Here is a 24,559-nt window from a genome sequence, read left to right on the forward strand (position 1 = left end):
GGGCTCTAGTGGTTGAGCACCTCGTGGGTGAGCATGTCCATCGGCATGGATCCCAACTTCAGCGCCTTCGTGTGGAACTGAACCGGCGTCATGCCCTGGGCAAGCGCCTGCTCGCGCAGGTGCACCCAGTCACGGTAGCCCAGCGCGTACGACGGCGCCTGGCCCGGCCATCCCATGTAGCGGTCCAGCTCGAAGGTGAGGTTCGCCTCCGGCATCGCGGTGTTGTCGCGCAGGAAGGCCTTCGCGTACTGCGCGTCCCAGGTGCCTGAGCCCTCCGGGGTGGTTTTGCGCAGGTGCACGCCGATGTCCACCATCACGCGCGCGAGGCGCAGGCGCTTGGAATCCAGCAGGCCCATGCGATACCCCGGGTCGTCGAAGTATCCGCAGGAATCCATGAGGTGCTCGGCGTAGAGCGCCCAACCCTCCCCGTGCGCGGCGTTCCAGCACACGGAGCGACGCCACATGTTCAGCTCGCTGCGGTTGAGCATGGCGTAGCCCATCTGCAGGTGGTGGCCCGGCACGCCCTCGTGGAACACGGTGGCCAGCTCCTGCCAGGTGTGGAAGGTCTCCTGGCCCTCCGGCACGGACCACCACATGGTGCCCGGGCGGATCATGTCGTCGGTGGGCGGGGTGTAGAAGATGCCGCCGGAGCCCGCGCGGTCGATGCCGCACTCCGGCACGTGCAGCTCCTCCGGGATGTGGATCTCGCTGGCGCCCAGTTCCCGCATCACTTGCTCGTTGACGCCGCCCATCCACTCCAAAAGCGCGTCGGTGCCGTGCACCATGTAGCGCTCGTCCTGGTTCAGGCGGCGGTACGCGGAGGTGACGTCGATGTCCGAGCCGTAGAGCTCCTCGGCCACCTTCTGCTGCTCTTCGACGGTTTTCCGCAGCTCCTCCTGCGCCCAGGCGTAGCCGGCGTCGAAATCCACTTCGCGGCCGAGGAAAAACTCCGCGAACATCTCGTAGCGGTCCCGGCCCACCCCGTCTTCGTGGGAGGCCTTCGGCGAAAGCTCCGTCGATAGCCAATCCGCCATGCGCAAAAACGCGGTCTTCGCCTCTGCCACCACCTCGGAGTCGGGGGAAAGGCCGAGGGTGTCCAGCTGCGAGTTATCGTCGCCAAGCATCTCGCACTGGCTAATCACCGCATCGATCTGGCGGTGGGACGCGATGTCGCCCGTGCTGGCGGCCTCAGCGAGGGATTCGCGGTAGCCCTCCAGCGCCGCCGGGATCTTCGACATGCGCGACGCGATGTGGTCGAAGTCCTCCTCCGTCACCTTCGGCATGAGCGCGAAGGAATCCCGGATGGTCTGAATCGGCGAATCGATGTTGTTCAGGCTGCGCAGCTGCTCGCCGCGGTGGTGGAACTCCAGCTGGGTGCTCATCCGGTCGCGCAGAATCGCGGCGGTCAAGTGGTCCACCTCGTCGAAGTCGTCCTCGTCGTCCGACTGGTCGGTCGAATCGTTCAGCGCGTCCACGTCCGCCACCAGGTCGCGCATGCGGTCTGCCAGCGCATCCCAGTACTCGGGGGAAAAGTCCTGCAGCTCGCCGTCGTAGCCGTCGATGCCAATCTGGGTGGCCAGCGTCGGCGAGATGGCAGCCATGTCGTAGACGAAGTCCTCGCAGGTCGCGTCGAGGAGCGAAGGCACGCGGCCCCCCATCCCTCCGAGCACGAGGTTTTCGGAAGGATCGTTCACAGGAACAGTTGTCATGGGCAGCGATTCTATCCGAGCTGCCCAAATGGACAATTCGTTCGCGCTCGGAGTAAATATATTCATCATGAGTTCAACCTGGTCGGCGTTTTCGCGCCCCCGCACCCCGGCGGCGAAGTGCCTCCACCTGATCCGCCTGCAGGAGCTGACGTCGCGAAGCGAGCTGGTGCAAGCCACCGGGTTGTCCCAACCCACCGTCACCCGCGCCATCTCCGCGCTCGTGGATGCGGGATATGTGTGCGAGCGCAACGACCTCACGCAATCCAGCGGCCGCGGCCGCCCCACCATCCCCCTTGAGCTGGCGGAAACGAAGGGGCTGCACGCCGGGGTGTCGGTGGGTACCGAGTCCACCTATATCGCCCTGTTCGACCTGAAGGGTCGCTGCCTGCGCAGCGTGGATTTGGATATTCCGGTGGCGCGGGTGAGCGAGGACGATTTCATCCAGCACCTCATGGCGGGCCTGAACCGCCTGTCCGCGGGGTTGAACCGCCCGCTGTGCACCGTGGGCGTGACCACCTCCGGCACGGTGACGGAGACCGGGGATGTCTACGCCCCCAACCTGGGGTGGGACAAGGTAAACCTGGGCCAGCAGCTGCGCGAGCAGTTCGCGGTGCCGGTGGAGGTGACGTCGATTAGCAGCGCGATCGTGGGCTCCGAGATGCAGTCCACCGCCGAGCTGGACACCCCCAGCGTGATGGCGCTGTTCGCCGACGACTCGATTGCGTGCGCCATCTCCGGCCCCGACGGCGTGGAGCCGATCGAGGTGGAGCAGGGCGAGCTGACCACCCAGGGGCTGCTGGACCAGATCGGCGAGCCCGGCATCCGCACCTTGCGCGACGCGGTGACCGACACGCAGTTCCGCGAGCGCACCCGCGCAGCGTTGGACGGCCGCGCGCGCGGGTTGGGTTCGCTCGTGGCGGACTTGTGCGCCGACCACAGCCCCAGCACGGTGGTGGTGGCAGGCAGCGCGTTTATCGACGATCCCTTGGCCCCCGCCCCCTTCGCCCGCACCGTGCGCGGACAGACCGAGAACGCCCCGCAGCTGCGCATGATCCCCACCCACCGCGAGGTGGTGCGCGACATCGCGCGCGCGGTGGCGCTCGACGAGGTGCTGCGCGAACCCCTGGCGGTAGCGGGACGGTGATGCGCCGGGCGTGGCCGATCGCGCTGGCGGCGCTGCTGGCCGGCTGCGCGCCCGGCGAAAGCGACACCGTGACCGTCACCGAGTTGACCACGGTGCGCGACGTGAGCCCGCTCCACGGCCTCGACGCGGCGGTGGGCGAAATCGAGCAGGATTCCGATACCGAGGTGGGCATCGCGCTTTACGACGGCCTCACGGTCACCCAAGCCGGCTCCCTTTCATGGCTACCCGCCTGGTCCACGATGAAGGTGCCCATCGCGATGGCCGCCGCTGAACACTGCGAGGCGTACGACGATGACACCATCGAGCAGCTCACGACAGCCGCGATCGAGTGGAGCGACAACGACGCCGCGCGCGCCCTGTGGGACTGCATGGGCACCGACGACGAAGCCTCCGCCCTCGTGGCCGCCGAGGTGGCCAAGGCCGGAACGAGGGTGGCGGTGCGCGGGGCCTTTGGCACCACGCGCTGGTCGTTCGCGGGGCAGGCGCGCTACGCGCACTACCTGAGCCAGGTTGACGAGGACAACGCGGTAGTGGCCGCCATGCACCACATCGCCGAAGACCAGTCCTACGGGCTCGGCCGCATCAAGGGCGTGCCGTTCAAGGGCGGCTGGTCAGACTTCGAGCCGGACGGGTCCTGGCACACCCGCCAATTCGGCTGGCTGGAGATTGGCGGGGTGCGCTACGGGGTGGCCGTCGGCGCCCGCTCGGAGGCAGGCAGCTACGACGACACCATGGACGCCCTCGACGCCGTGGCCGAGGCCCTAACGAAGACGGGTTAGAACGGCAGGTACGGCTTGACGTTGTTGTACACGAAGCCGAGCGCCGAGATCACCGACAGAATCGTGGTGACAATCTTCAGCACGTACTGCGGGGAGACGTCGCTGGAGCCGATCGCACCGAGTGTCTGCGGGTCCATACTCGGGGTCTCGCGGCCGTCAGCGGGGCGGTAGAGCACTTCAACCTGGGGACGGTCCAGCTTGTTACCCGCTCCACCGGAGAATTCGGTACCCAGGATGGCCACGGAAGACTCGCCGGTGCGGGTGAACGCAGCGGCGAATCCGACGTAGCGGTTCGCCGGGTTGATCAGGCTGTGCACGTGCCCGTTCGAGGTGTTCCACCCACCGCGGGCGAGCTGCAGCGCTGGCAGTTCCTTCACACCCCAGCCGCGCATCGCCACCGAGATATCAGCTACCGAGTGAATGTTCTCCGCCGACGGGGAGCGCCCATTGATGGTCGCAGTGAACGCATCGCCGCAGTTTCCGTAGCAGGTGGAGTTGTACGGGCGGGTGTGGTCCATGCCGATGCCGTAGAAGTGCTGCTCCTCAATCGAGCGCTGCAGCGCGACCATGGAATAGCCGTAGTCGTTCTCCACCCCGTTGACGTACGCCTCGCGGGAGTGGAAACCCTCGGCGGCAGCGGCATCACGGATGGTGGTCACACCCGGGTAGCGCTCATGGCGGAACGGCACGTTCTGGTCCCAGACCCGGCCGCGTAGTTCGCGCAGCGCCTCCATGCCTTCCCTTTGGTCTTTGCCCCAATCGAACTTCGCTTCCACTGCGACTACCTGGTCGGCGGGCTGGTTCAGCTCGACGCCGGTTCCAGGGGCCCGATCAGCGGAGGCGGCCGGTGCGAGGACGAGTGCTGTCGTTGCCGCCAGCGTGGCGGCGAGGGTTCGGGTGCGCTTCATAGCCGTTGATCCTACTCTCAGGCAGCACAAATGCATACACAAGCATAGAAACGACGGGGACGCCGAGGAAGAGCAGGTCGTGCACAGGGCCGGACACCACCCCCACCACGTTCACCGCCGCGTAGGGCGCCATCGCGGCAATGAGCGCGAGCGCCCCGAAAGCCTCATAGACCGCCACCCCGAACGGGACGATCCACACCCAGTGGTGGTGCCACGAAAACGGGCTGACCAAACACGCGGCCAAGCCGATGAAGGAGACGGCGAGGGGGACGTGGCTTCGTCGACAAGCAATGTGCCCCGCATACGCCGCAAGCACCGTAACGGCTACCGCGAGCGCGAGCCACAGCGCGGTCGAATCGGTGCCCAGGCGGTGCAACACCTGCCGGATCGCCTGCGCGCCGGGGTTGTCGGCGAGGCCCACGCGGGAGGAATCGAACATGGACTCCGTCCAGAAGCGGCGCGCGTCCGGCACCTCCGCGAACCCCGTGGCCACCGTGCACAGAAACGTAAAACCCGCGAGGAACACCGAGCCGAAGCGGCGCTGCACCACCAGCAGCAGCACGAAATACGCAGGCGTGAGCTTCAACCCCGCCGCCAGGCCGATGCCGATGCCGGGCAGCCGGTGCTTCGGCAGGAAATCCAGGCACACCAGCGCCATGAGGAAGAGGTTCACCTGCCCGAAGTACAGCGTCGCGTGCACCGGCTCCGTGCACAGCACAAAGAAGGCGGTGAGCAGGAGGAAGTGGGCACGCATGCTTGTCGACGACGCCCACACAACCCACCCCAACACCGCAACCGACAACACAGTCCACGCGATACCCAACGCCTGCGTCGGCTCGCCGAACCAAGAAAACACCACGCCCGCGAACGGCGGATAGGTAAAGGGCAGGCCGGGAAGCAGGTCACCGTCGTAGAGCGGCAAGTCGTTGGCCACCCGCTGGCCGCCCAGCAAGTACACCTGCAGATCCGAGGGGATGTCGGGGGTGAACGCGTGATTGAGCGGGCTTTCGAAATACCGCCATATCGCAAACGCGATTACCACCGCAAGAATCAGCGGGTTCACAAGCCCAGCCCGTCGAGGATCTCGTCCATCGCCCCGCCCACGCGTGTGCGCCACACCGTGGTCGCCTTCGCGTCCGCGCGCCCCGGCCCGCCGTTGATCACGCTGACCGGCTTGCCCTGCCTCAACGCGTCGAGGGCGAACTTGTAGCCGCTCATCACCGCGAGCGAGGTGCCGATCGCCAGCACGCCCGAAGATTCCGCCAGCCACCTGTCCGCCTCCTCACGCCGTGCCCGCGGCACGTTCTCCCCGAAGTACACCACGTTCGGCTTGAGGCGCTGCCCGCCACACGCCGGGCAGGAAATCATGTGGAAGCGCTCCACGTCTTCATCGCGCAGCTCCACGTCGCCGTCAGGGTTCATCATGGAGCCCGTCACCTCCACGGAGGAGAAGTAGGTGGGGTTGGCGGCGTCCAAGAGCTCGTCGATAAGCATGCGCTCATGCATCGCGCCGCAATCGAGGCACACCACGTGCTCCATGTCCCCGTGCAACGCGATGAGGTTCGCGTTGCCGGCCTCCGTGTGCAGGCCGTCGACGTTTTGGGTGACGATGCCGCGCAACAGCCCGGCCCGCTCGAGTTCAACCAGCGCAAAATGCGTCCGGTTCGGCGCCGCCGCGCGCATAAACCGCATGCCCACAAACGCGCGCGCCCAATACCGCCGCACCTGCTCGGGGGCGTGCGCGAACTCCTGGAACGTCATCGGGCGGCCCTTGGTCAGGCGCCCGTTCTTGCTGCGGTAATCCGGGATGCCCGAATCCGTGGACACGCCGGCACCCGTGATTACCAGGGTTTTCGGGTTGCGCAGTTGCTCGAGGATGCGGGCCTTCGCCTCCTCGGGGTTGGTGGGCGCCGCGGTTTCGCGAACCACCCGCTCGATCGAGCGGACGGCGCTTTTGTGCGCCATCGCGATCGCGGGGTCTTCGAAGCTCGTGCGGTCCATCGCTTGACTACAGTAGCCGGTTATGGGGGATTGGAAAGACGACATTCGCGCGCAGCTCATCGACGTTCGCGGGCAACCCACCCGCCCAAACCTCCACCGCCTCTCCACATCCCACGCCATCGACGCCCGCAGCTTCCACGCACTGCGCACCCACCAACAACACTGGGCCCAGGCCTACTGCGCCGGCCTCTCCGTGCGCGCAGCCGTAATCACCGGCCGGGCATCCGCGTACCTCAACGGCATGTGGACCGCCAACACCCCGCTACACACCACCCACCTCATACTCCCCAGCGTCCCGCCCCGCCGGCAATGGCCCGCAGGCATCACCTACGTCCGCGCCACCCTCGACGAATCCGCCATCACCCGTGGCGCCGCCATGTCCACTACAACCGCATTCCGCACCTTCACCGACATCGCCCGCTTTGACGGCCTCGCCCACGCACTCGTCGCCGCCGACTGGCTAGTCAAATACGGCGGCTACACACCCGCCGCACTCCGCAGCGCCGTCGAAGGGCTCCCCCGCGTACCCGGTAAACCCGTCGCCCGGGAAGCCGCCCGCCACGCCCTCCGCGAAACCGACTCCGCCCCCGAATCCTTCGCCCGCGGCCTCCTCATCGCCGCCGGATTCACCCGCGTCGAAGCGAACGTGCAGATCCCCGGCCTCGGCTACCGGGTGGACCTGCTCATCGACGGCTGGCTCATCATCGAAATCGACGGCCTCGTCAAATACGACGGCACCACCTACGGCCCCGCCGACAAAGCGCTCCTCGCCGAGAAACGCCGCGCCGACCGCCTCAACAACGCCGGCTACCCCATCCTCCGGTTCCCGCCGAGCTTCCTGGAGCGCCAGCCGGAGAAGTTCATCGCGCAGGTGCGGGCGCGGCACGAGCGGGGGTGGTAGTGGGGCCGTAAACCTCGATGTCGATATCTCAATGTCGATAGTCGCAGGTCAGAGCGGTTTAGGAAATTTCGGCGACACCCGTCCTGAAACGTCGTGACCTGGCGGTATGCCCATCGAGGTATCGACATCGACGATTTCCACGGGGCGCGCGGACCTACCTGAACGGCACCTCACCAATCGCGCGGCGCAACTTGCGGGTGCGCAGTCGCTCCGGGTGCTTCGCCAGCTTCTCCATCGCGCGCACCGCACACATCACGTGCGCCTCCTTCGAGTTGGAGTAAAACGCCTGCGCACCAGCCGGCAGCTTCGGCACCGCGTGCAGCGGCAGGTCGGAAACCGCGAGCAGCGTGCCGTAGGGCACGCGATAGCGGTAACCGTTCGCGGCGATGGTGCACGACTCCATGTCCACCGCCGCAGCAGTCGAGCCGCGCAGCCACTCCCACAGATCCTTCGGCGTCTTCCACTCCCAGTTACGGTCGCCAGTGGAAAGGACAGTACCGGTGCGCATGAGCGAGGCGTCGGAGCCGTAGACCTTGGTCACCGCCTTCTCCAGGGTGCGCTGGATCTCCGGCACCGCCGGGATGGGGGTGTCGCGGCGCAGGTACGGGTCCATGATGTGGTCGTCGCGCTCGTACGCGTTACCCAGGATGAGGTCGCCGATGCGCATGCGGGCGTCCAGGCCGGCGCAGTGCCCGATCATGATCCACGCCTCCGGGCGCAGCACCGCCAGCGAATCCGTGATGGTCTTCGCGTTCGAGGGCCCCACGCCGATGTTGATCATGGTGATGCCGTCGCCGTTTTCAGTGACCAGGTCGTAGCGCGGCATCTGGAACTTCGAGCCCAGCTCCAGGTCTTCCAGCGCCACCGTGTCCGAGATGGTCTCGCCGCTGGGCAGCACCAGGCGGGTGTAGCGGGAGCCCTCGTCGGCAAGCTGGCGCAAACCAAAGCGCACGAACTCGGTGACGTGCATCGCGTAGTTGGTGAACAGGATGTAGCGCTGCAGCGAATCCACCTCGATGCCCGTGTAGTGCTCCAGGCGGGCCAGCGCCAGGTCGAAACGCTGCGGCCCGAAGTGGAACAGGGGCTTTTCCTCGCCGTGGAAGGCGTCCCAGTGCCCGTCGACAATCGCGTCGTGCACGTCGTCGAGCGTGGGGCGCGGCAGGTCGCGGGTCTGCTCCACAGGGCCGATGCCGCGGATGTACTGCGGCGGAATCTCAACGTCCGAGTACCCGACGTAAAGCTCGCACGGGTAATTCGTGCACAGCGCCTCGAGCTGGTTGGTCAGATACGGCGCCATGAGGTCGGGGCGCGAAAGCGTGGCGGAGTACGTGCCCGCCTCGTCCACGTAGCCGAATGGCTCGGAGCGGTCGATCGGGTGCCAATCCGTCACCTTCACGGTCAGCTTCGGGTAGAGCACATCGCGGTAGTGTTCGAGGTCGTGGGCGCGTTCGCACGAAGCGTCGTAAAGCAATTGCAGCTTATCGACGGCCTGCCGGACCCCATCAACCCTCTCCACCTCAGCCCACCTCCGGAATCAGCCCAAGCGCGTGGTGCACACGATCCGCACGGTGGGCGAGCTTATCTTCTGGCTGTGTCATGGTGCATGGCTCCAGCTAGTTGAATGGTTATTGGCTGCTTACTGAATGGACAAAATTTCCGCGACTTTCTGCACGCGGGCGGCGAGTTCTTCTTCCTTCAACCCTTTGCGCACGCCATCTTCCAGCAGCTCCTGAGCGCCGGCGATAAAGAAGTGGGCGAGCAGCTCGATTGTTTCTTCCGAGTGCTCCTGCCCGCGCTGCTCAATGAAGCCCTTGAGCGCGTCGCGCAGCGTGGGCGTCATGATCTCGTAGACGTACGCGTCGAGTTGGGCGTGCACCGGCGAATCGATGAGGTGGATCAGGATTTCGTACTGCCCGCTGAGGTTCTGCGCGAGCACGCTCACCGCCTCGCCGAAATCCTCCGCCGTGTCGAAGCGCGCCGCGAATTTCTCGTACGCGCCACCAAGCACCTGCTGGCCGGTGGTGTACACCAGCGCATCTAGGTCTGCGAAGTGTTGGTAAAACACCTGGCGGCTCACGCCAGCCGCCTTCACGATGGATGAGACGCTCATCTCGGCCGCCGGAGCCTGACGCAGATGATCTTTCGCCGCCTCCACCAACAGCGTGCGCGTGCGCACCGCCCGCGGATCTTGGCTCTCAGAGCGGAGTGCGAGTCTTTCATCCGGCCGGGTCATCGTTCCCTGTCTCCAGTTCATCCCTTTTGCGACGGGCTGTTTGCGTCGCTAACTGTGTCTATGATCTTCGCGTATGAGCCTAACTGAAAATTCTGTCCAGCTACTGAAAGACCTGATCAGGAACGCCTGCGTCAATGACCTCACCGCCGACTCCGGCGCGGAAGTGCGCAACGCGGACACCCTCGAGCAATTCTTCGCGGGGGTAGACGGGGTGCAGGTGCGCCGCTTCGAGCCGCACCCGGGGCGAGTCTCCATCGCGTTCACCATCGAAGGCACCGACCCCGACGCCGAGCCGCTCACCCTGCTCGGCCACACCGACGTGGTCCCGGTGGACGAGGAGCAGTGGAGCGTCGACCCCTTCGGCGCCGAGGAGCGCGACGGCAAGATCTACGGCCGCGGCGCCACCGACATGCTCTACGTCACCGCGGCGATGGCGGCGTGCCTGCGCGACGTGGCCGAATCCAGGGAGCGCCCCCGCGGCACCCTCACCTTCGTCGGGGTTGCTGACGAGGAGGCCCGCGGCGGCCTGGGCGCAGGCTGGCTCGCCGAGCATGAGCCGGACGCCTTCCCCTGGCGCAACTGCCTGTCCGAGCAGGGCGGCTCCCACATCCCCGCCGCCGACGGCTCGGACGCGTTGATTGTCGTCGTGGGAGAGAAAGGCGCAGGCCAGAGGCGTTTAACCGTGCGCGGGGACGCGGGCCACGGCTCCGCACCCTTCGGGCGCGACTTCGCGGTGGCCAAGATCGCGGAGGTGGCGCGACGCATCGCCGCAATTGAGACACCGGTGCGCTCCGACGACATTTGGGAAGGCTACGTGCGCGCCTGGAAGTTTGATTCCGAGACGGAAGCCGCGTTGCTTGCCGGCACCGGCTACGAAAACTTCGGTGCGCTCGAGCAGCACTCGCACGCCATGAGCCACCTCACCATCTCCCCCACGGTGCTGCGCGCCGGCGGGGCGATCAACGTGCTGCCGTCGAAGGCGTGGCTGGAGTGCGACATCCGCCCCCTGCCCGGCCAGACGCAGGAAGAGATCGACGACGTTTTGCGCGACGGCCTCGGCGACTTGGCGGGCGAGGTTGAGATCGAGCACCTCATCACGGAGCCGGGCTCCGTCTCCCCCACCTCCGGCCCACTGTACGAGGCCATCGTGGACACCTTCGAGGAGTTCTTCCCCGGCGTGCCGGTCGTGCCCACTATCGCTGCAGGCGGGTCTGACCTGCGCTTCGGCCGCCGCCTCGGCGGCGTCGGTTACGGCTTCGCACTGCACCGCCACGGCCAGACGCTCGGCAGCGTGCTCGCGGAGCTGCACTCCCACGACGAGTGCGTGGAGATCGAGGACGTGGAGCTGACCACCAAGGCGTACCGCTCGCTCATCCGCCGCTTCGTGGGGGCGTAGCTACCCGCCCCACTCGTAGAGCGTCTCGCCGCCGGAGTGCACACGCACCCCCGGCGCGGGCGTGAGCCAGAGGTCCGTCTGCAGCTGCTCGTCGCCAGCGAAGGCGCGGAACGAGATGGTCTCGTTCGTCTTGTCCAGCACCTCGACATCGGCGCGGGTGAGCCACGCGTTGCGGCGGCGCACACCGATCAGTTTCTGGTGCTCGGTGAACACCCAGCGCCCCAGGTCGGACAGCTCCTCGGGTGAGGCGGGCAGGGCGGGGCGCACCGCGTCGTCGGCGGACCAACCCTCGGAGCGCACGCCGGTAAAGCCCTGCTCGTCGCCGTAGTAGATCGAAGGCATGCCGGGCACCGTCATGAGCACGGCGAGCGCGAGCACCAGCTTCTCCGGCCCCACCTTGGAGGCGATGCGGTCCACGTCGTGGTTGCCAATGAATGTGTTTGGCAGCACCTGCGCCGCGATCTCGCGGTGGCGCCCGAGCGCGTGGTCCAGCTCCCAGAAATTCACGTCTACCAGCGACGACCAGGTGGCCTTCCACAGTTCGTACTGTGTCACGGCGTCAAGGTTGCCCGCGGTGGCGATCTCCGCATAGTCGCCGTGGATCACCTCACCCAAAAACATCGCGTTGGGGAACTCCTCGCGCACCCGGGCGAGCACCTTTCGCCAGAACTCCGGCGGCACCGCGTACGCCACATCGAGGCGCCAGCCCGCGATGCCTTTGCGCAGCCAGTGGCACATGATGTCCACTACGGCGTCCACGACTCGCTCGTCCGCGTGATGCAGCGTGGCCAGCTCGCCGTGGCCCTCCCAATCCGTGTCACCGGCGAGCCCGCCTTCCACCCACGGGTGCGTGCGCGCCACGTGGTTAAACACGCCGTCTAGCATGACGCGGATGCCTCGGGCGGAGCATTCGTCGATAAGCCAAGCGAAATCTTCCCCATCGCCCAAGCGCTTATCGACGCTAAAGTGATCCAGCGTGTCGTACCCATGCGTCACCGACTCGAAGATGGGGCCGAGCAAAAGCCCGTTGCAGCCGAGTTCCACCAGGTAGTCGAGCCAAGGTTCAAGCGCGCGCAGGCGGTGGTCCGAATCGTCGCCACCACGCTCGCGGATCGGGGCGCCCGTCGCCGCGAGCGGGTAGACGTGCCACCAGATGGTCTGATCCAACATCTACTTATTCTCCTTTCCGCGGCGGATAAGCGGTTGCAAGTCCTCCGCGAGTCGCTCGCGCCAGTTCTTCGCCGTCTCGTTGTAGCCCCTATCGTGCGGGCGCATACCGCGGTGGGTGAAACTGACCTGCGTTTCGCCTTCCTCACCTTCCTCAATGTCGAAGATGAGCGAGGTGTCCTCCCACTCCGGGTCCTCCTTCAGGCGCTTGTCCTTGTCGCCGGGCTCGACGTGCCACACCACGCGCTTGCCGTCGTCGGACTCTTCGACGCTGAGCTCCACGTACTGGTCGTCCGTCTCGTAGTGGAACTCGCCGCCCTGTTCGCGGGCCTCGCCCTCCACCGCGTCGCCGAGCCAGGAATCCGGCCGCGTGATCGCCTCGAAGACCTCCTCGCGCGTGGCGTCCACGGAAAACGACGCAGTGAAGTCGCGGATCGCCTGCGCGGTCGTGCCGTCGGAGAACACCCAGTCGCTCAGCGCGTGCTCCGGGTCGTAGATGGACACGTTCACCCCCTCGTCCCGGTAGTTCATCAGGCCTTCCTTGATCAGGTCGCGGCCTGGCTTGTTGAACGCGGTCACGCCCGAGACATCCAGGATGAGGTTGGGGCCATCGACGCGACGCTGCTGCAGCTCGCGCAGGATCTTCTCCGCGGCCGTGAAGTTGATCATGCCCTGCAACTCGACGATGTCGGCGTCTTCCTTGCGCTCGATGCTCTTCACACCCGGCGCGACGTAGAAGTTCGAGGACATCAGGTTCAAACCGAGGCCGCTGGACAACTCCTCAAAGATCTTCACGCCGCGCACCGAGTTGCCCTGCTTATCCAGGCGCGGGCTGAGCGACGCAATCCCCAGCTGGCCTGGCAGCGTACCGATCAAACCGCCGGCCACGCCGGACTTGGCGGGGATGCCCACCTCCACCATCCAGCGGCCGGAGGCATCGTACATGCCCGCGGACACCATCACCGCCTGCGCAACACGCGCAGCCATGGGAGAGACCACCTTCTCCCCCGTCACCGGCTGCACGCCCGCATTCGCCAGCGTGGCCGCCATCTGCGCGAGGTCCTTCACCGTCACCTTCACCGCGCACTGGGCGGTGTAGGCCTCAACCGCATCGTGTGCCCCGTCGGTCACCGTTCCCACCTCGCGGAGCATGTGCGCAAAGGCCTGATTGCGGTCGCCGGTCTCAATCTCGGAGCCGTACACCTCATCGTCGAACGACAACTCGCGCCCCGCCAAGCGGGACAGATACTTACGGATCTCCTCCGCGCGCTGCTTCGGCGGCAAATCGGGCCCGCCGATAAGTTGACTCACCGTGATCGCGCCGGCGTTGATCAGCGGGTTCGCGGGGCGGCCGCGCTCGTCGAGGGACAGCGCGTTGAACGCCTCGCCCGAGGGCTCCACCCCGACGTGCTGGTGCACCTTCTCCGGCCCGTACACGTCCAGCGCGAGGGCGTAGACGAACGGTTTGGAGATGGACTGGATGGAAAACTCATACTCGTCGTCGCCCACCGAGTACATGTGCCCATCGGCGGTGCACAACGCCAACCCCAGCTTGTCGGGGTCCGCGTTTTTCAGCACGTCGATGTAATCGGCCACCTCACCGCCGTCCTTGTCGCGGACAGTGTCGAGGATCGTCTGCAGGTATTCAGTCACGGGCGAGAGCATGGCCGCAAGTGTAGCGGCCGCGCCGACGCGACTACCGGCGCTTGCTGATCAGTACGGAACACTCGCCCTGGCGGTGAAACGGCAACACCTGCACCTCGTGTCCCACGAGGCCGCCGGAGACCAACCCTTCATGCAGCGCACACACCACCGCAGACGGCCGCTTTCCCTCCTGGGTGATGAAGGGGCAGGCTTGCAGCGCAATCTCCGAGACCCGCGGGCCCGAGGACTCTCTGCGCAGCCAGGGATCGAAGCCCAAATCCACCAGCATTTCGATGGCCTCCCGGGTCACGGCGGGCAAGTCATCGCCCTCCGGGAGCTCGAATAGCGATTCCGCCCGCTCGGCCCACTGCGAACCCAGCTCACGCGCCTTATCCGTGTCGTCGTCCGTGAGCGTGCTGGTGAGCACCTCCACCAAAGCGATGAGCGCGGTGGCGGCGCGATCCGGGCGCGGGGCACGAGCCGTGTACACGTGCGACGGGCGCCCCCTACCCGGCGAAGCCGCCACGTGACGCGCCACCACGCCCAGCCCCATGAGCTCGTCTAAGTGCCCACGCACCGTATTCACGTGCATCCCCAGCAGCTCCGACAGCTCCGAAACCTGCATCCCCTCCGGCCTGGCCTGCAGCTCGCGGAACACCTCACGCTGCTTCGCGCTCAGCCGGGCGGCCTCAGTGACCAACTCGGCTGTGGGGCGCGGGGCGTTCACGCGCTTCATGCTCCTGCCTTTCCAGCGTGAAAAGGGAAAATCGGACGGGGACAAGGTAAAGCTCCGCGCAATTCTAAACCGCCCGCCGGCAGATTTTCAATAATGCAGACAGGTTAGCGGGTGTGATCTCGGCTTGAGCGGGAGTTGTTTGAAACAACTTTGGGAACAACTCGGGGCGGATTGACCGCAGAATCGATACATTTCCCCAGCTCACCATAGTTGTTTCGAGTTGTTTGGAGTTGTTTTATAGGCCGATCCAACGCACACCGGGGCCGCGTGTCTTGCCCTTCGGATCGATCCGCGCGCGGCCGACATCCCGAAGGTGCGTGAGAATGCGCGTGACGTCGGTGCGCTCCACACCGAGTTCCTCTGCAACCTCGCGCGAAGACAGCGACTTCCCCTCCCGCAGCTGCGTCTCAATCCATTCTTGGACCGTCACGGTAGCCACCACACGGTCTTCGGGGAGTTGCATCGTCTTCCGTGCCGCTTGAGACAGGATCCACTCTGGTGCGTCTCTGAGCTGCTCCAAGAACCCTGCGTCTGCGTAGAAACCCAGGATGCCGCTCGCTTGATCGAACGAAACCTGCATCAGTTGGGCTGCGGTAGACGTGGTCAAAATTGGGTTATCCATCAGATGCCGCGCAATAAGCAGGCCGTTCACGCTAGCGAAGAGATCTCGGCCATAAACGTCGATGAGGTGCGAAAGCGCTACGACGAAGTCTCGATCCACGCGTCCGGAAGAGAGCGACACTTCCACGAAGTTTCGGGAAGCGGTGACACTCGGCGGGGTACGCCCCGTCGATAGCATCGATGCCCACATGCGGTCGAACCCCCGCGATGCTTCCTCCGCCAACCCCAACAGGCGTAAAGCCGCCATCAAAGTAGGGTTGCGCGGGATGGACTGTGTAGTGAGCAAATTATCAACCGTGACTCCGACCGGGAGGGCTCCAGGCGACCAGACCTTCAACTCCGTGGGAGACTGATCTACGACGATCGAAGCTGCTGCATCCCAATCACGGTGAGCAGCCGCATTAGCGACAACCTCGTCCACCGCGCCATCTGGGAAAGCTGGAATGGCCACCTCCTGCCCACTGGGTAGTTGAATGTTGGCAACTTCCTTGCTGGCATTGCCCTGAATAAGAGGGGTAAGCCGCAAGAAGGATGTGACCAGCGGCGCGGAGATTCGCGTAATCTCTGGCTCTCCGCCCGGCACCGTACGCAGTTGATGCTGCACCGTCACCCGGCCCTGCTGTGGGGGCATGAAAAGCACTTCACCTGCGAATGTGAGCGCCCCATCCGGAGTCAGGAGGGCAAGCTCAGTAAGTAACTCCTCGGTGGTGTTCGGAACTGGTGCGGTGTTACCCGATATCGCGCGCCGATTGGCTAGGAGTTGACGGGCCTGATCAACCGCCACCGGATCAAGATCCGACATAGGCCGCCTGGAGGGGTGCGCCGAGAAATCCGGGTTCGCCCGTCGAAAGGCGATATCACGACGCAGCTCTTCTGTAAGGGGCACGCAACGGGTCCCCTCCCGCCGACTCGACTGGCCTTTCGGCCGGCTATAAAGCGCCAGCCCCCGGGGCACGCGCAGCACGACAAGGCGGGCCCCTTCCCAGCTCAGTTCGGTTGCCTCGACATTGATATTCGGTTGCGTGTTATCGAAGATCTTCTTCTCGAACCACTCTTCTTGGCGGTCCGTACCACTGAACGCGCCGGGGCCTGCAACCTTGTCCGACACACCGACGACAATGAACGAAACGCCAGCTTCACCGTTAGACAAGCACACAGCCTCGTTTGCCAGAACTTCAGTGAGAAGCGCATCCGGGTTTCCACTCCGCTGATGCACTGCGGGATCTTCTTTGAACTCGAGCCTTTCGGATTCTTGGCTGTCGCCCGTCGCACCCGCCTGTATTGCTGCAAGGGCGGCGTAGATTAGCTCCATTTCCCGCTCACTCATGCCATCAGAGCGTAGCAAAGCCCCAGGGAGTTGTTTGAAACAACTTTGGGAACAACTCGGGGCGGATTGACCGCAGAATCGATACATTTCCCCAGCTCACCATAGTTGTTTCGAGTTGTTTGGAGTTGTTTTAGGCTGCCACCGTGCCGTGCGCGTCGCCGGACTTCGGGTTGCCGCGGAAACACCACGCAGTGGCGGCGGCGAGCACCGCGGCGATGGCCGCCAGCATCGTGAGCACATTGTCGTATCCCACGACGTACGCAGGCGCGGCGATCGGGGCCAACTGCGGGTCGTACATCGCCTCCAGGCCAACGGACTGCAGTTCCTTCGGCAGGCTGCGCACCATCCACATCGGCAGCAGCGACCCAGTTAACGCCACTGCCATGAGCGTGCCGAACTCGTAGGAGACCTCCTCCACACCCGCGGCCATGCCGGAGCGGTGCATGGGCGCGGCTCCGAGGATGGCGATGGAAGACACGCTCATCACCGACCCACCCGACACGCCGACAAGCGCCAGCCCAAGAACCTCGAAGGGAAGACTGCCCACCGCGGCGCCGACGGCCAGCACACCGAGCCCAACCACGGCACCCGCGAAGCCGCCCGCCACTAAAGGCAAGAAGCCCACCTTGTGCAGATACGCCCCGCCCAGGGCGGACACGGGGAACGCGGCGGCGGCCATCGCGATGACGGTGGCGCCGGCGTGCAGGGGCGTGAAATCGTCGACAAGCTGCAGCTTCTGCGTTGTCATCAACTCCACCCCGGCGGCGAGAAACATGCTGCCCACTGCGGCGACGACGCCGCCGGTGAACATGCGGGAGCGGAAAATTTCGAAGGTGAGCAGCGGATCCGGGATGCGGTATTGTCGGCGCACGAACAGCCACGCGCCAAGCACACACGCCACGCAGGCGGCGATGAGCACCGCGGTGTCACCAGCAGCCGCCGACTTGATCGCGAGAGTCAGCCCGGTCAGCGCCACCAGCGCGTGCAGCGAAGACACGGCATCCCACTGCTTCTGCGAATTCGGCATGTTCTCCGGCGCCAACACCACGGTGAGCACCAACGCGACGGCGACGATGGGCACGTTGATCAAAAACACCGACCCCCACCAAAACACCTCAAGCAGCGCGCCGCCCACCACGGGCCCGAGAGCGGCACCGATGATCGCCACCGAGCCCCAGATGCCGATGGCTGTGTTGCGTTCGCGCTCGTTGGTGAACGTCACGCGAATCAGCGCGAGGGTGGCAGGCATCATCACCGCAGCGCCCACGCCCAGAAACGCACGCGCAACGATCAGGGCGGGAGCGCTCGGCGCATACGCGGCGCCCAGCGACGCCAGGCCAAAGATGCAAAGCCCGATGACGAACATCAGCCGGTGGCCCACCTTGTCACCCAAACTGCCCGTGCCCAGCAGCAGGCCGGAAAGCACAAGCGGGTAGGCATTGATGATCCACAGCGACTCCGTCGGGCTTGCCCCCAGCTGGACGTTGAGCGCCGGCATAGCCGTGTAAAGGATCGAGTTGTCCAGGCTGATCATCAGCAGCCCCAGCGACACGACCGCGAAGAAACTCCAGCGTTGCGTACCAGTCACGGCTGCCTACTGTATCGGGGGCACATTGCTTATCGACGTCCTCCCGGCGTGAAAGCGCCCGCCTCCGAAAAGGCGAGCGCTTCTGTCATGCTGTGCTCCGTCCCCTCCCCCACTTCCCTGGGCCTTAGCAACCTCATCCGGCGTGTTCGGTGTGCGAAAGTGTCGTCGGGCCGGGTTCGTGCTTACCCGTACCCGCGTCCGCGTGTTGTGGAGAACAATCAGTGCGCGGGGGTTGCGTGCTTTCGGTTGTGGGTGGGGCGTCTCGGGTGCGGGTGTGCGCCGCGTCGCTCCGCTCCCCGCATACTTGGCGGTTGAGGAGTCGGATTCTGGCTATGCCGCGTTATCGCGGTGCGGCCGCGCCCGAGACGGGATAGGAATGTGCAGTTTCACTTGCTGTCATCCATGCTCCCTTCTTCTCGGTGTGTCCTTACATAGCCGGTCGGTAGTTTTGGTCTGCTCCTGGCTAGTGTGTGCCGGTGGCTAACCTTGTGACCTGCTGGTTCGCACACTAAACGAGAGGGTTGGCAGGGCGGAAGACCCTTGTGCGTGGTCCTACCCCGCCGTTCCCCTTCCGGCACGTAAAACGTGGTCTCGGTCACACTGGTATGGGGTAGGTTATAACCACTCGGCCTTGCGCTCGTCTTCCGTGTCCCATTTTGTGCGTACCTGCCCGGAGGCCTTCAGTTCCGCAATCGAGCCAATGCCCATGAGATACAGGGTGATGCCCTCCGATTCCAGAAGCATGCCCCGATTGTGCGTAGATCGCGGAATGAATTGAGGCGCTCCCGCGCGATGCTTCAATCCTGAGGATTGGTATTCGCGGCGACAGCGCCTCGGCGATGGGGCAGTTCCAAGAGGAAGCTACCCGCTCGGTATGTACGATAACTAACCATGGGCGAGCAGGCAATCGGGGGTAGCCCTCGTGACATGAACCGTATTGAGGCACTCGGCCTCGCGCGTATGGAAACGTATCTACAAGAAACCGGCTACGCTCCATCGCCATGGTTTGCGTAACGACGACCTCTAGCTCCGATGCATGCTGCCACCGTGGTGAAAAGCCAGGAAATCGGCCCCTGAACCGAAAGTTCGTTACGCGTAACGGAAATTGCATTGCATTTCCGTTACGCGTAATGGAAATGCGTTACAGTTCGGCCGAGCGGAATGGGCGGATCAGGACCGCGGCCACGAACCTTCGGGCTGCAACCCAGTCGAGTCGTCCCATTTCGTGCGCACCTGCCCGGAGGCCTTCAGTTCCGCAATGGAGCCGATACCCATGAGGTGCAAGGTCACGCGCATCTCCGCAGCCAAGAGCTCGAGCACACGGGAAACGCCCTCCTCACCGCCGGCCATCAGGCCGTAGAGGTAGGCACGGCCGATGAGGGTGAAGTCGGCGCCGAGCGCAAGCGCTGCGATGATGTCGGAGCCGTGCATGATGCCGGAATCCAAGATGAGCTCAACATCCTCGCCAACGGCCGAGCGAATCGCGGGCAGGGCTCGCAACGAGGTCGGTGCCTTGTCCAGCTGGCGGCCGCCGTGGTTGGACACCACCAGGCCGTCGGCGCCGGCGTCGAGCATCCGCAAGGCGTCGTCAGGCGTGAGCACGCCTTTGACGAAGAGCTTGCCGGGCCATATGGAGCGGATCCACTCGAGGTCCTCAAGCGATAGGTTTGGGTCGAACATGCCGTTGATAAGGCTGGGCAGGTCGGTGGCGGAATCCGAAAGCGAGGCGAACTTCAGCGAGTCGGTGGTGAGGAAGTTGAACCACCATTCCGGCCGGTAGGACGCATCGACCACGGTTTTCAGGCTCAGCTTCGGCGGGATGGTCATGCCGTTGCGAACGTCGCGAAGCCGCTGCCCGCCGATTGGGGTGTCCACGGTGACCAAAAGCGTGTCGTAGCCGCTCGCCCAGGCGCGCTGCACCAGGTCGAGGGAGGCGTCGCGGTCCTTCCACAGGTACAGCTGGAACCAGCGTCGGGCACCGGTTGCGGCGACCTCCTCGACGGAGCGGGTGCCCATCGTGGACAGCGCGAACGGCACGCCCGCTTTCTTCGCGGCCGCGGCGCCGCCGTCCTCACCCTCGGAGTGCATGAAACGGGTGAACCCGGTCGGCGCGATGCCCACCGGTAGCGCGGAGCGCTGCCCGGCGATTTCTACGGATAGGTCCACCTCCGGGTTCGGGCTGAGCACGCGCGGCACCAGTTCAACCTGGTTGAACACATCGCGGGTGCGCCGCGCGGTGGACTCGTCGCCCGCCGCGCCGTCGACGTAGTCGAATGCGGGGGTGGGTGTGCGTCGTTTAGCAATTGCCCTCAAGTCCCAGATATCGGCGGCTTTTGCGAGCCTTGCTTCACGACGATTCACCGACGGCAACGGGAAATGCATCAGCGACCGCAGCTCCGCGACATCGGGCAGGCGGCGATTGAGACGAGCCATTATTAGAACCTTTCTTTCGGGGAAATTACGACGGCGACGATGGTCACGGCGCAACACGCGATGATGAACAGGGCCGGGTAGGTGATGGCGCCCCCGCCAAGACCCTGCAGGTAGGTCATGATGAGCGGGGTGAAGCCGGCGACCACCGCGCCGTTGAGTTCGCGGGCCATGGCGGTGCCACTCATGCGCTCGCTCGCCGGAAACAGGCTGGCGTAGAACGCGCCCTGGGAACCCGAGGTAAACGTGATGATGAAGGCGTAGCCAGCGGCGACGGCGAGCCCACCCTTAAGAGCGCTGCCCGAGGTCATCGCGTTCAAGATCGGGAAGATGGTGATGATGCCGATCGCGCAGCCGAGCGCCATGGTGCGCCCGCCGCCGATTTTGTCGGAGAGCCAGCCGCCGAACGGAGTGGTTACTACGGCCACGAGGGTGCCCAGAGTGACTGCGGTGAGCGCCTCGGTGCGGGTCAGGCCGACCGTGTCGGAAGACATCAGCGGGATGGAGAAGACGGCGAGCGAGTAGTTCACTGCGCTGTGGCCGGTCATGACGAGGAAGCCGGTGAACACGGCCCAGCCGTGGTTCTTCATCAGCGTGGCAATGGGCACGCGCTTGGTCTCCCCGCGCGCCTCGGCCTCCCGCTGGGCCTGCAGGTACTCCGGCGTTTCCTCCAGCTTGCTGCGGATCCAGATGGCGAGCACAAACAGGACTGCGGAGAGGAGGAAGGGGATGCGCCAGGCCCAGCCGAGCAAGGCTTCGTCGCCAAGCGCGGAAACTGCGAGGAACGCGAGCGTGGCCAAACTGATGCCCAGCGGCGGGGTGGACATGACGATGGAGGTTAGGATGCCGCGTTTATTCGGTGGAGCGAACTCGGCGACGATTGTCATCGCGCCGGCCAGTTCCGCGCCGGCTCCCATGCCCTGCATCAGTCGGAGCATCACCAGCAGGATCGGGGCAAGCACGCCGACCGATTCCGCGGTGGGCAACAGGCCGATGCCGACGGTGGCGGTCCCCATGAGCACCAGCGTGACGAACATGGCCGGGCGGCGTCCGTGCCTATCCCCCAAGTAACCCACCAGCAGGCCGCCGAGGGGCCGAGCGATGAAGCCGACGGCGAAGGTGGCGAAAGCGGCAATGGTCGCGCCGGCGCCGGTGCCCTGGAAGAACAGTGGTCCGATAACAAGGCCGGCGGCGGCGCCGTAGAGGGCGTAGTCGTACCACTCAATGACCGTGCCGGTCACCGCGGCGAACAGGGCCTTGCGCGAACCCGGAGAGAGCCGGGCGGGCGGCGCAGGCACGGGCGCCTCGTTATGCGTGTCCATGCAAGTAGGGTTAAACGACAAAATGTGTGTCTAGAATCAGCGATTTATGTGTCCTGACCTCTAGCGTTGCTGGAAATATATGCTTGCTGGGCTTATATCTGTCCTCTGAGCCGTAAATCCTCGGTGTGGTGCCGGTGATGTGCTACGGGCCGGTGGTGGCATTAACCAATGCCAAAGAACCGACCCCGCTGCAGCGTGTGCGGCGGCGAAATGAAACGTAACGGACGCACCACAGCACACCGGGCGAGGTGGCGCTGCAAAACCGGCGGCGCCTCCACCACAAAACGACGCCCAGACATCTCAAACAAGACCGCTTTTGATGCCTTCATCGCCCACGTCACCAGTGGTGAAAGCTTGGAAACCACTGCCGATAAACTCGGCTACCGCCCGCGCACCCTACAACGCAGGTTTGAACCGTTCTGGCTTATCGACGTGCCTGATCCCACCATCGGACACGACGGGCGTATCTACGACCAGATCTTCATCGACGGCACCTACACCGCCAGCGGGTGCCTCATCGTGGCCGCCACATTGGATCACGTCATCGCCTGGCACTGGTGCAAACACGAAACCACCCACGCCTACCAACAACTCCTCGAGCGCATCCCCGCACCCTTAATCGCTGTCATCGACGGCGGACAAGGCGCAGCCAGCGCCATCAAGAAATGTTGGCCCACAACCAAAATCCAACGCTGTCTCGTTCACGCCCAACGCGTCGTGCGCCGCTACACCACATCACGACCGCGCACCGAAGCAGGACGAGCGATCTACCAACTCGCGCTCAACCTCACCAAAATCACCACCTTGGATCAAGCAGCTCAATGGGGTGTGCAACTACATGAGTTCGGAAACGTCTACCGCGACTGGATGGATCAAAAGACGCTGACCAAAGACCCGAAAACCGGCGCGTGGACACGCGAGTGGACACACGCCAACGTGCGCAAGGCCTACAACAGTCTCAACCACCTCTGGCGCAACCAACTGCTGTTCGTCTACCTCGACCCACCCGACAGTGTGCTCGATGTCAGCCGGATCAAATCGACCACCAACAGCCTGGAAGGCGGCATCAACGCCCAACTGAAACTGCTGGCCCGCACCCACCGCGGCAGATCCGGGGAGCATCAGCGTCGGATGCTGGAGTGGTGGCTGTATCTGAAAACGGAACTGCCTGACGATCCTGTTGAGATCGCCAGGCAGTCCAACTGGGGCCAGGACCAACTCGCCAAAGTATCCACCCTGACCCACAACGAGAACCAAGCCGACCACGAAACTTCGACGACCAGCCCTCTACGACAACGCTATCGACACCAACTACACACACTCAATCGGCATCCGAAAAGGCCACATCTAACCCCGCGACACGCCGGAGTCAGACACACATTTTGTCGTTTAACCCTGCAAGTAATAACTAGCACGAGGGGACGACACGTAAGTCAAAGACCCGCCGCACAGTGTGCGACGGGCCTTCCGGTTGTGCCCGGGGGGGGACTTGAACCCCCACGTTCTTGCGAACACTGGCACCTGAAGCCAGCGCGTCTGCCAATTCCGCCACCCGGGCGGGCGACTTGAACACTATAAGCCCGCCTCTGCGAAGACCACAAACCGGCAGTTCAAGACGACTTTTACAGCATCCGTCTAGGTTCACGTCGGGGAGACATTTATACTGTCTGAGCTACATAGAATCTGCATGTGAGGAAAGGAGGTGCGCGAGAAGATGGCGTTCATGGACAAGCTGGCGAAGCTGGACAGCTCCCTGCAGCGCGGTCTGGATAACTCCATGGCCGCGGTGTTCGGCGGCAAAGTGGTGCCTGCGGAGATCGAGGAATTGATCAAGCAGGAGGCCCAGGATTCGCTGGTGGTTACCGACCAGGACGAGTACGTGGCGCCGAACGTGTACGCGGTCGGCGTGTCCTCCAAGGACCTGGAAAACCTCTCCCAACACAGGAATCTCCCCGCGGACCTCGCCGAGCAACTCACGCGCTACGTACGCAACCAGGACTGGTTTATCGACGGTCCTGCCGTAGTGCGTATCGCGGAAGAGTCGGGGCTGCGCACAGGCCAGCTCCGCGTGTCGTCTTACATCGACACCATGCCGGACGTGGTGAGCGGCTTCGACGCCATCTTGGCAGAGCCGAAACGCCCCAAGGGCAAGCACCGCGCCTCACGCACGCAAGCACAGGAGGATGCAATGTCCGAACCACAACCGAACGCACCAGCCGAACCCACGGCACAACCGCCGGCGGCTGGAGGCGCGCCCACGGTGAGCCTGCTGCTCCAGGACGGTTCCTCGCGCAGCTACCTGGTGCACGAGGGCTCCAACATTCTGGGCCGCTCCAACGACTCGGATTTCCGTCTGCCGGACACTGGGGTCTCCCGCCAACACGCGGAGATCACCTGGGACGGCCAGGTGGCCGTGCTGGTGGATCTACAGTCCACCAACGGCACGACGGTGAACGACGAGCCGGTGGATAACTGGATGCTCGCTGACGGTGACGTGATCACCCTCGGCCATTCCAACATCGAGGTGCGTATTGTCGCCCCGCAGGCCGCGGCCCCGCAGGCTGACGCGCAGCCCCAGTTCACCGACTCGGTGTCCCACCCCAGCACCGAGTACTTCCGCCCCTAGCGGGCCTACATTCACCAGCCGGGTATT

General features: G+C 64.7%; 19 protein-coding genes, 1 tRNA gene and 2 pseudogenes. 6 read left to right on the top strand and 16 right to left on the bottom strand.

Annotated elements, in window-relative coordinates:
* Positions 1-5 precede the first annotated feature (5 nt).
* Entirely contained in the window at positions 6-1,709 is a 1,704-nt protein-coding gene (locus HWX32_RS10625) for a DUF885 domain-containing protein (RefSeq protein WP_254868406.1), read from the bottom strand.
* A 67-nt stretch (positions 1,710-1,776) separates the two neighbouring features.
* Between HWX32_RS10625 and HWX32_RS10630 the strand changes: the two genes are divergently transcribed.
* Both HWX32_RS10630 and HWX32_RS10635 read left to right on the top strand, forming a co-directional pair.
* Complete coding sequence (locus tag HWX32_RS10630; RefSeq protein WP_075468472.1) at positions 1,777-2,853, top strand: ROK family transcriptional regulator; 1,077 nt, start codon at positions 1,777-1,779, stop codon at positions 2,851-2,853.
* Positions 2,853-3,632: a hypothetical protein gene (locus HWX32_RS10635; protein ID WP_175935824.1), complete on the top strand. Its 780-nt coding sequence runs from the start codon at positions 2,853-2,855 to the stop codon at positions 3,630-3,632. Before HWX32_RS10630 ends, HWX32_RS10635 begins: the two co-directional genes overlap by 1 nt.
* Here HWX32_RS10635 and HWX32_RS10640 read toward each other — a convergent pair.
* Genes HWX32_RS10640 through HWX32_RS10650 form a run of 3 tightly spaced genes read right to left on the bottom strand, consistent with a single transcriptional unit; the run spans position 3,629 to position 6,541 of the window.
* Positions 3,629-4,540, bottom strand: coding sequence for a hypothetical protein (locus tag HWX32_RS10640; RefSeq protein ID WP_175935825.1), 912 nt, complete (start codon positions 4,538-4,540; stop codon positions 3,629-3,631). The genes HWX32_RS10635 and HWX32_RS10640 overlap by 4 nt on opposite strands.
* Positions 4,464-5,603 carry a glycosyltransferase 87 family protein gene (locus HWX32_RS10645; RefSeq protein WP_175935826.1) on the bottom strand — a complete coding sequence of 380 codons (1,140 nt, stop codon included), beginning with the start codon at positions 5,601-5,603 and terminating at the stop codon, positions 4,464-4,466. Before HWX32_RS10645 ends, HWX32_RS10640 begins: the two co-directional genes overlap by 77 nt.
* Positions 5,600-6,541, bottom strand: a complete 942-nt coding sequence (locus HWX32_RS10650) for a Sir2 family NAD-dependent protein deacetylase (protein ID WP_175935827.1) — start codon at positions 6,539-6,541, stop codon at positions 5,600-5,602. Before HWX32_RS10650 ends, HWX32_RS10645 begins: the two co-directional genes overlap by 4 nt.
* Before the next feature lie 22 nt (positions 6,542-6,563).
* Between HWX32_RS10650 and HWX32_RS10655 the strand changes: the two genes are divergently transcribed.
* Positions 6,564-7,442, top strand: coding sequence for a hypothetical protein (locus tag HWX32_RS10655; RefSeq protein ID WP_175935828.1), 879 nt, complete (start codon positions 6,564-6,566; stop codon positions 7,440-7,442).
* 154 nt (positions 7,443-7,596) lie between these two features.
* Here HWX32_RS10655 and amn read toward each other — a convergent pair whose 3' ends face one another.
* Both amn and HWX32_RS10665 read right to left on the bottom strand, forming a co-directional pair.
* Positions 7,597-8,958 carry an AMP nucleosidase gene (amn, locus tag HWX32_RS10660; protein ID WP_175935829.1) on the bottom strand — a complete coding sequence of 454 codons (1,362 nt, stop codon included), beginning with the start codon at positions 8,956-8,958 and terminating at the stop codon, positions 7,597-7,599.
* Positions 8,959-9,078: 120 nt separating this feature from the next.
* Positions 9,079-9,675, bottom strand: coding sequence for a TetR/AcrR family transcriptional regulator (locus tag HWX32_RS10665; protein WP_075468461.1), 597 nt, complete (start codon positions 9,673-9,675; stop codon positions 9,079-9,081).
* Between the two features lie 73 nt (positions 9,676-9,748).
* On the opposite strand from HWX32_RS10665, the gene HWX32_RS10670 reads away from it, so the two are divergent.
* A complete protein-coding gene (locus HWX32_RS10670) occupies positions 9,749-11,071 on the top strand; it encodes a M20/M25/M40 family metallo-hydrolase (RefSeq protein WP_175935830.1) in 1,323 nt (440 codons plus the stop codon).
* On the opposite strand, the gene HWX32_RS10675 is transcribed toward HWX32_RS10670, so the two are convergent.
* From HWX32_RS10675 to HWX32_RS10705, 9 genes and pseudogenes are all read right to left on the bottom strand, one after another.
* Complete coding sequence (locus HWX32_RS10675) at positions 11,072-12,241, bottom strand: alpha-amylase family protein (protein WP_175935831.1); 1,170 nt, start codon at positions 12,239-12,241, stop codon at positions 11,072-11,074.
* Complete coding sequence (locus HWX32_RS11425; RefSeq protein ID WP_368485910.1) at positions 12,242-12,646, bottom strand: SRPBCC domain-containing protein; 405 nt, start codon at positions 12,644-12,646, stop codon at positions 12,242-12,244.
* A gap of 18 nt (positions 12,647-12,664) precedes the next feature.
* Positions 12,665-13,903, bottom strand: a pseudogene (locus HWX32_RS10680) (glutaminase); the annotation flags it as partial.
* A gap of 31 nt (positions 13,904-13,934) precedes the next feature.
* Complete coding sequence (locus HWX32_RS10685) at positions 13,935-14,618, bottom strand: helix-turn-helix domain-containing protein (RefSeq protein WP_175935833.1); 684 nt, start codon at positions 14,616-14,618, stop codon at positions 13,935-13,937.
* A 235-nt stretch (positions 14,619-14,853) separates the two neighbouring features.
* Positions 14,854-16,566 (bottom strand): ATP-binding protein, encoded by a 1,713-nt coding sequence (locus HWX32_RS10690; protein WP_175935834.1) that lies wholly within the window; start codon positions 16,564-16,566, stop codon positions 14,854-14,856.
* Between the two features lie 130 nt (positions 16,567-16,696).
* On the bottom strand, positions 16,697-18,154 hold the full coding sequence (locus HWX32_RS10695; protein WP_303049152.1) for an MFS transporter: 1,458 nt from the start codon (positions 18,152-18,154) through the stop codon (positions 16,697-16,699).
* A 615-nt stretch (positions 18,155-18,769) separates the two neighbouring features.
* The gene (locus tag HWX32_RS11325; RefSeq protein WP_303049153.1) at positions 18,770-18,898 is read right to left on the bottom strand and encodes a hypothetical protein; all 129 of its coding nucleotides are present in this window, start codon (positions 18,896-18,898) and stop codon (positions 18,770-18,772) included.
* A 426-nt stretch (positions 18,899-19,324) separates the two neighbouring features.
* Entirely contained in the window at positions 19,325-20,587 is a 1,263-nt protein-coding gene (locus HWX32_RS10700; protein WP_175935835.1) for an alpha-hydroxy acid oxidase, read from the bottom strand.
* Positions 20,588-20,589: 2 nt separating this feature from the next.
* The gene (locus HWX32_RS10705) at positions 20,590-21,906 is read right to left on the bottom strand and encodes an MFS transporter (protein WP_175935836.1); all 1,317 of its coding nucleotides are present in this window, start codon (positions 21,904-21,906) and stop codon (positions 20,590-20,592) included.
* A gap of 168 nt (positions 21,907-22,074) precedes the next feature.
* Here HWX32_RS10705 and HWX32_RS10710 point away from each other — a divergent pair.
* Positions 22,075-23,257: pseudogene (locus tag HWX32_RS10710) on the top strand (IS1249 family transposase).
* Positions 23,258-23,380: 123 nt separating this feature from the next.
* Here the strand turns inward: HWX32_RS10710 and HWX32_RS10715 are convergent.
* Positions 23,381-23,464 (bottom strand) — tRNA-Leu (locus HWX32_RS10715).
* A 156-nt stretch (positions 23,465-23,620) separates the two neighbouring features.
* On the opposite strand from HWX32_RS10715, the gene HWX32_RS10720 reads away from it, so the two are divergent.
* The gene (locus HWX32_RS10720) at positions 23,621-24,532 is read left to right on the top strand and encodes a DUF3662 and FHA domain-containing protein (RefSeq protein ID WP_075469284.1); all 912 of its coding nucleotides are present in this window, start codon (positions 23,621-23,623) and stop codon (positions 24,530-24,532) included.
* Positions 24,533-24,559 lie beyond the last annotated feature (27 nt).

This window comes from Corynebacterium sp. Marseille-P4321, from assembly GCF_903645305.1.
Lineage (GTDB): Bacteria > Actinomycetota > Actinomycetes > Mycobacteriales > Mycobacteriaceae > Corynebacterium.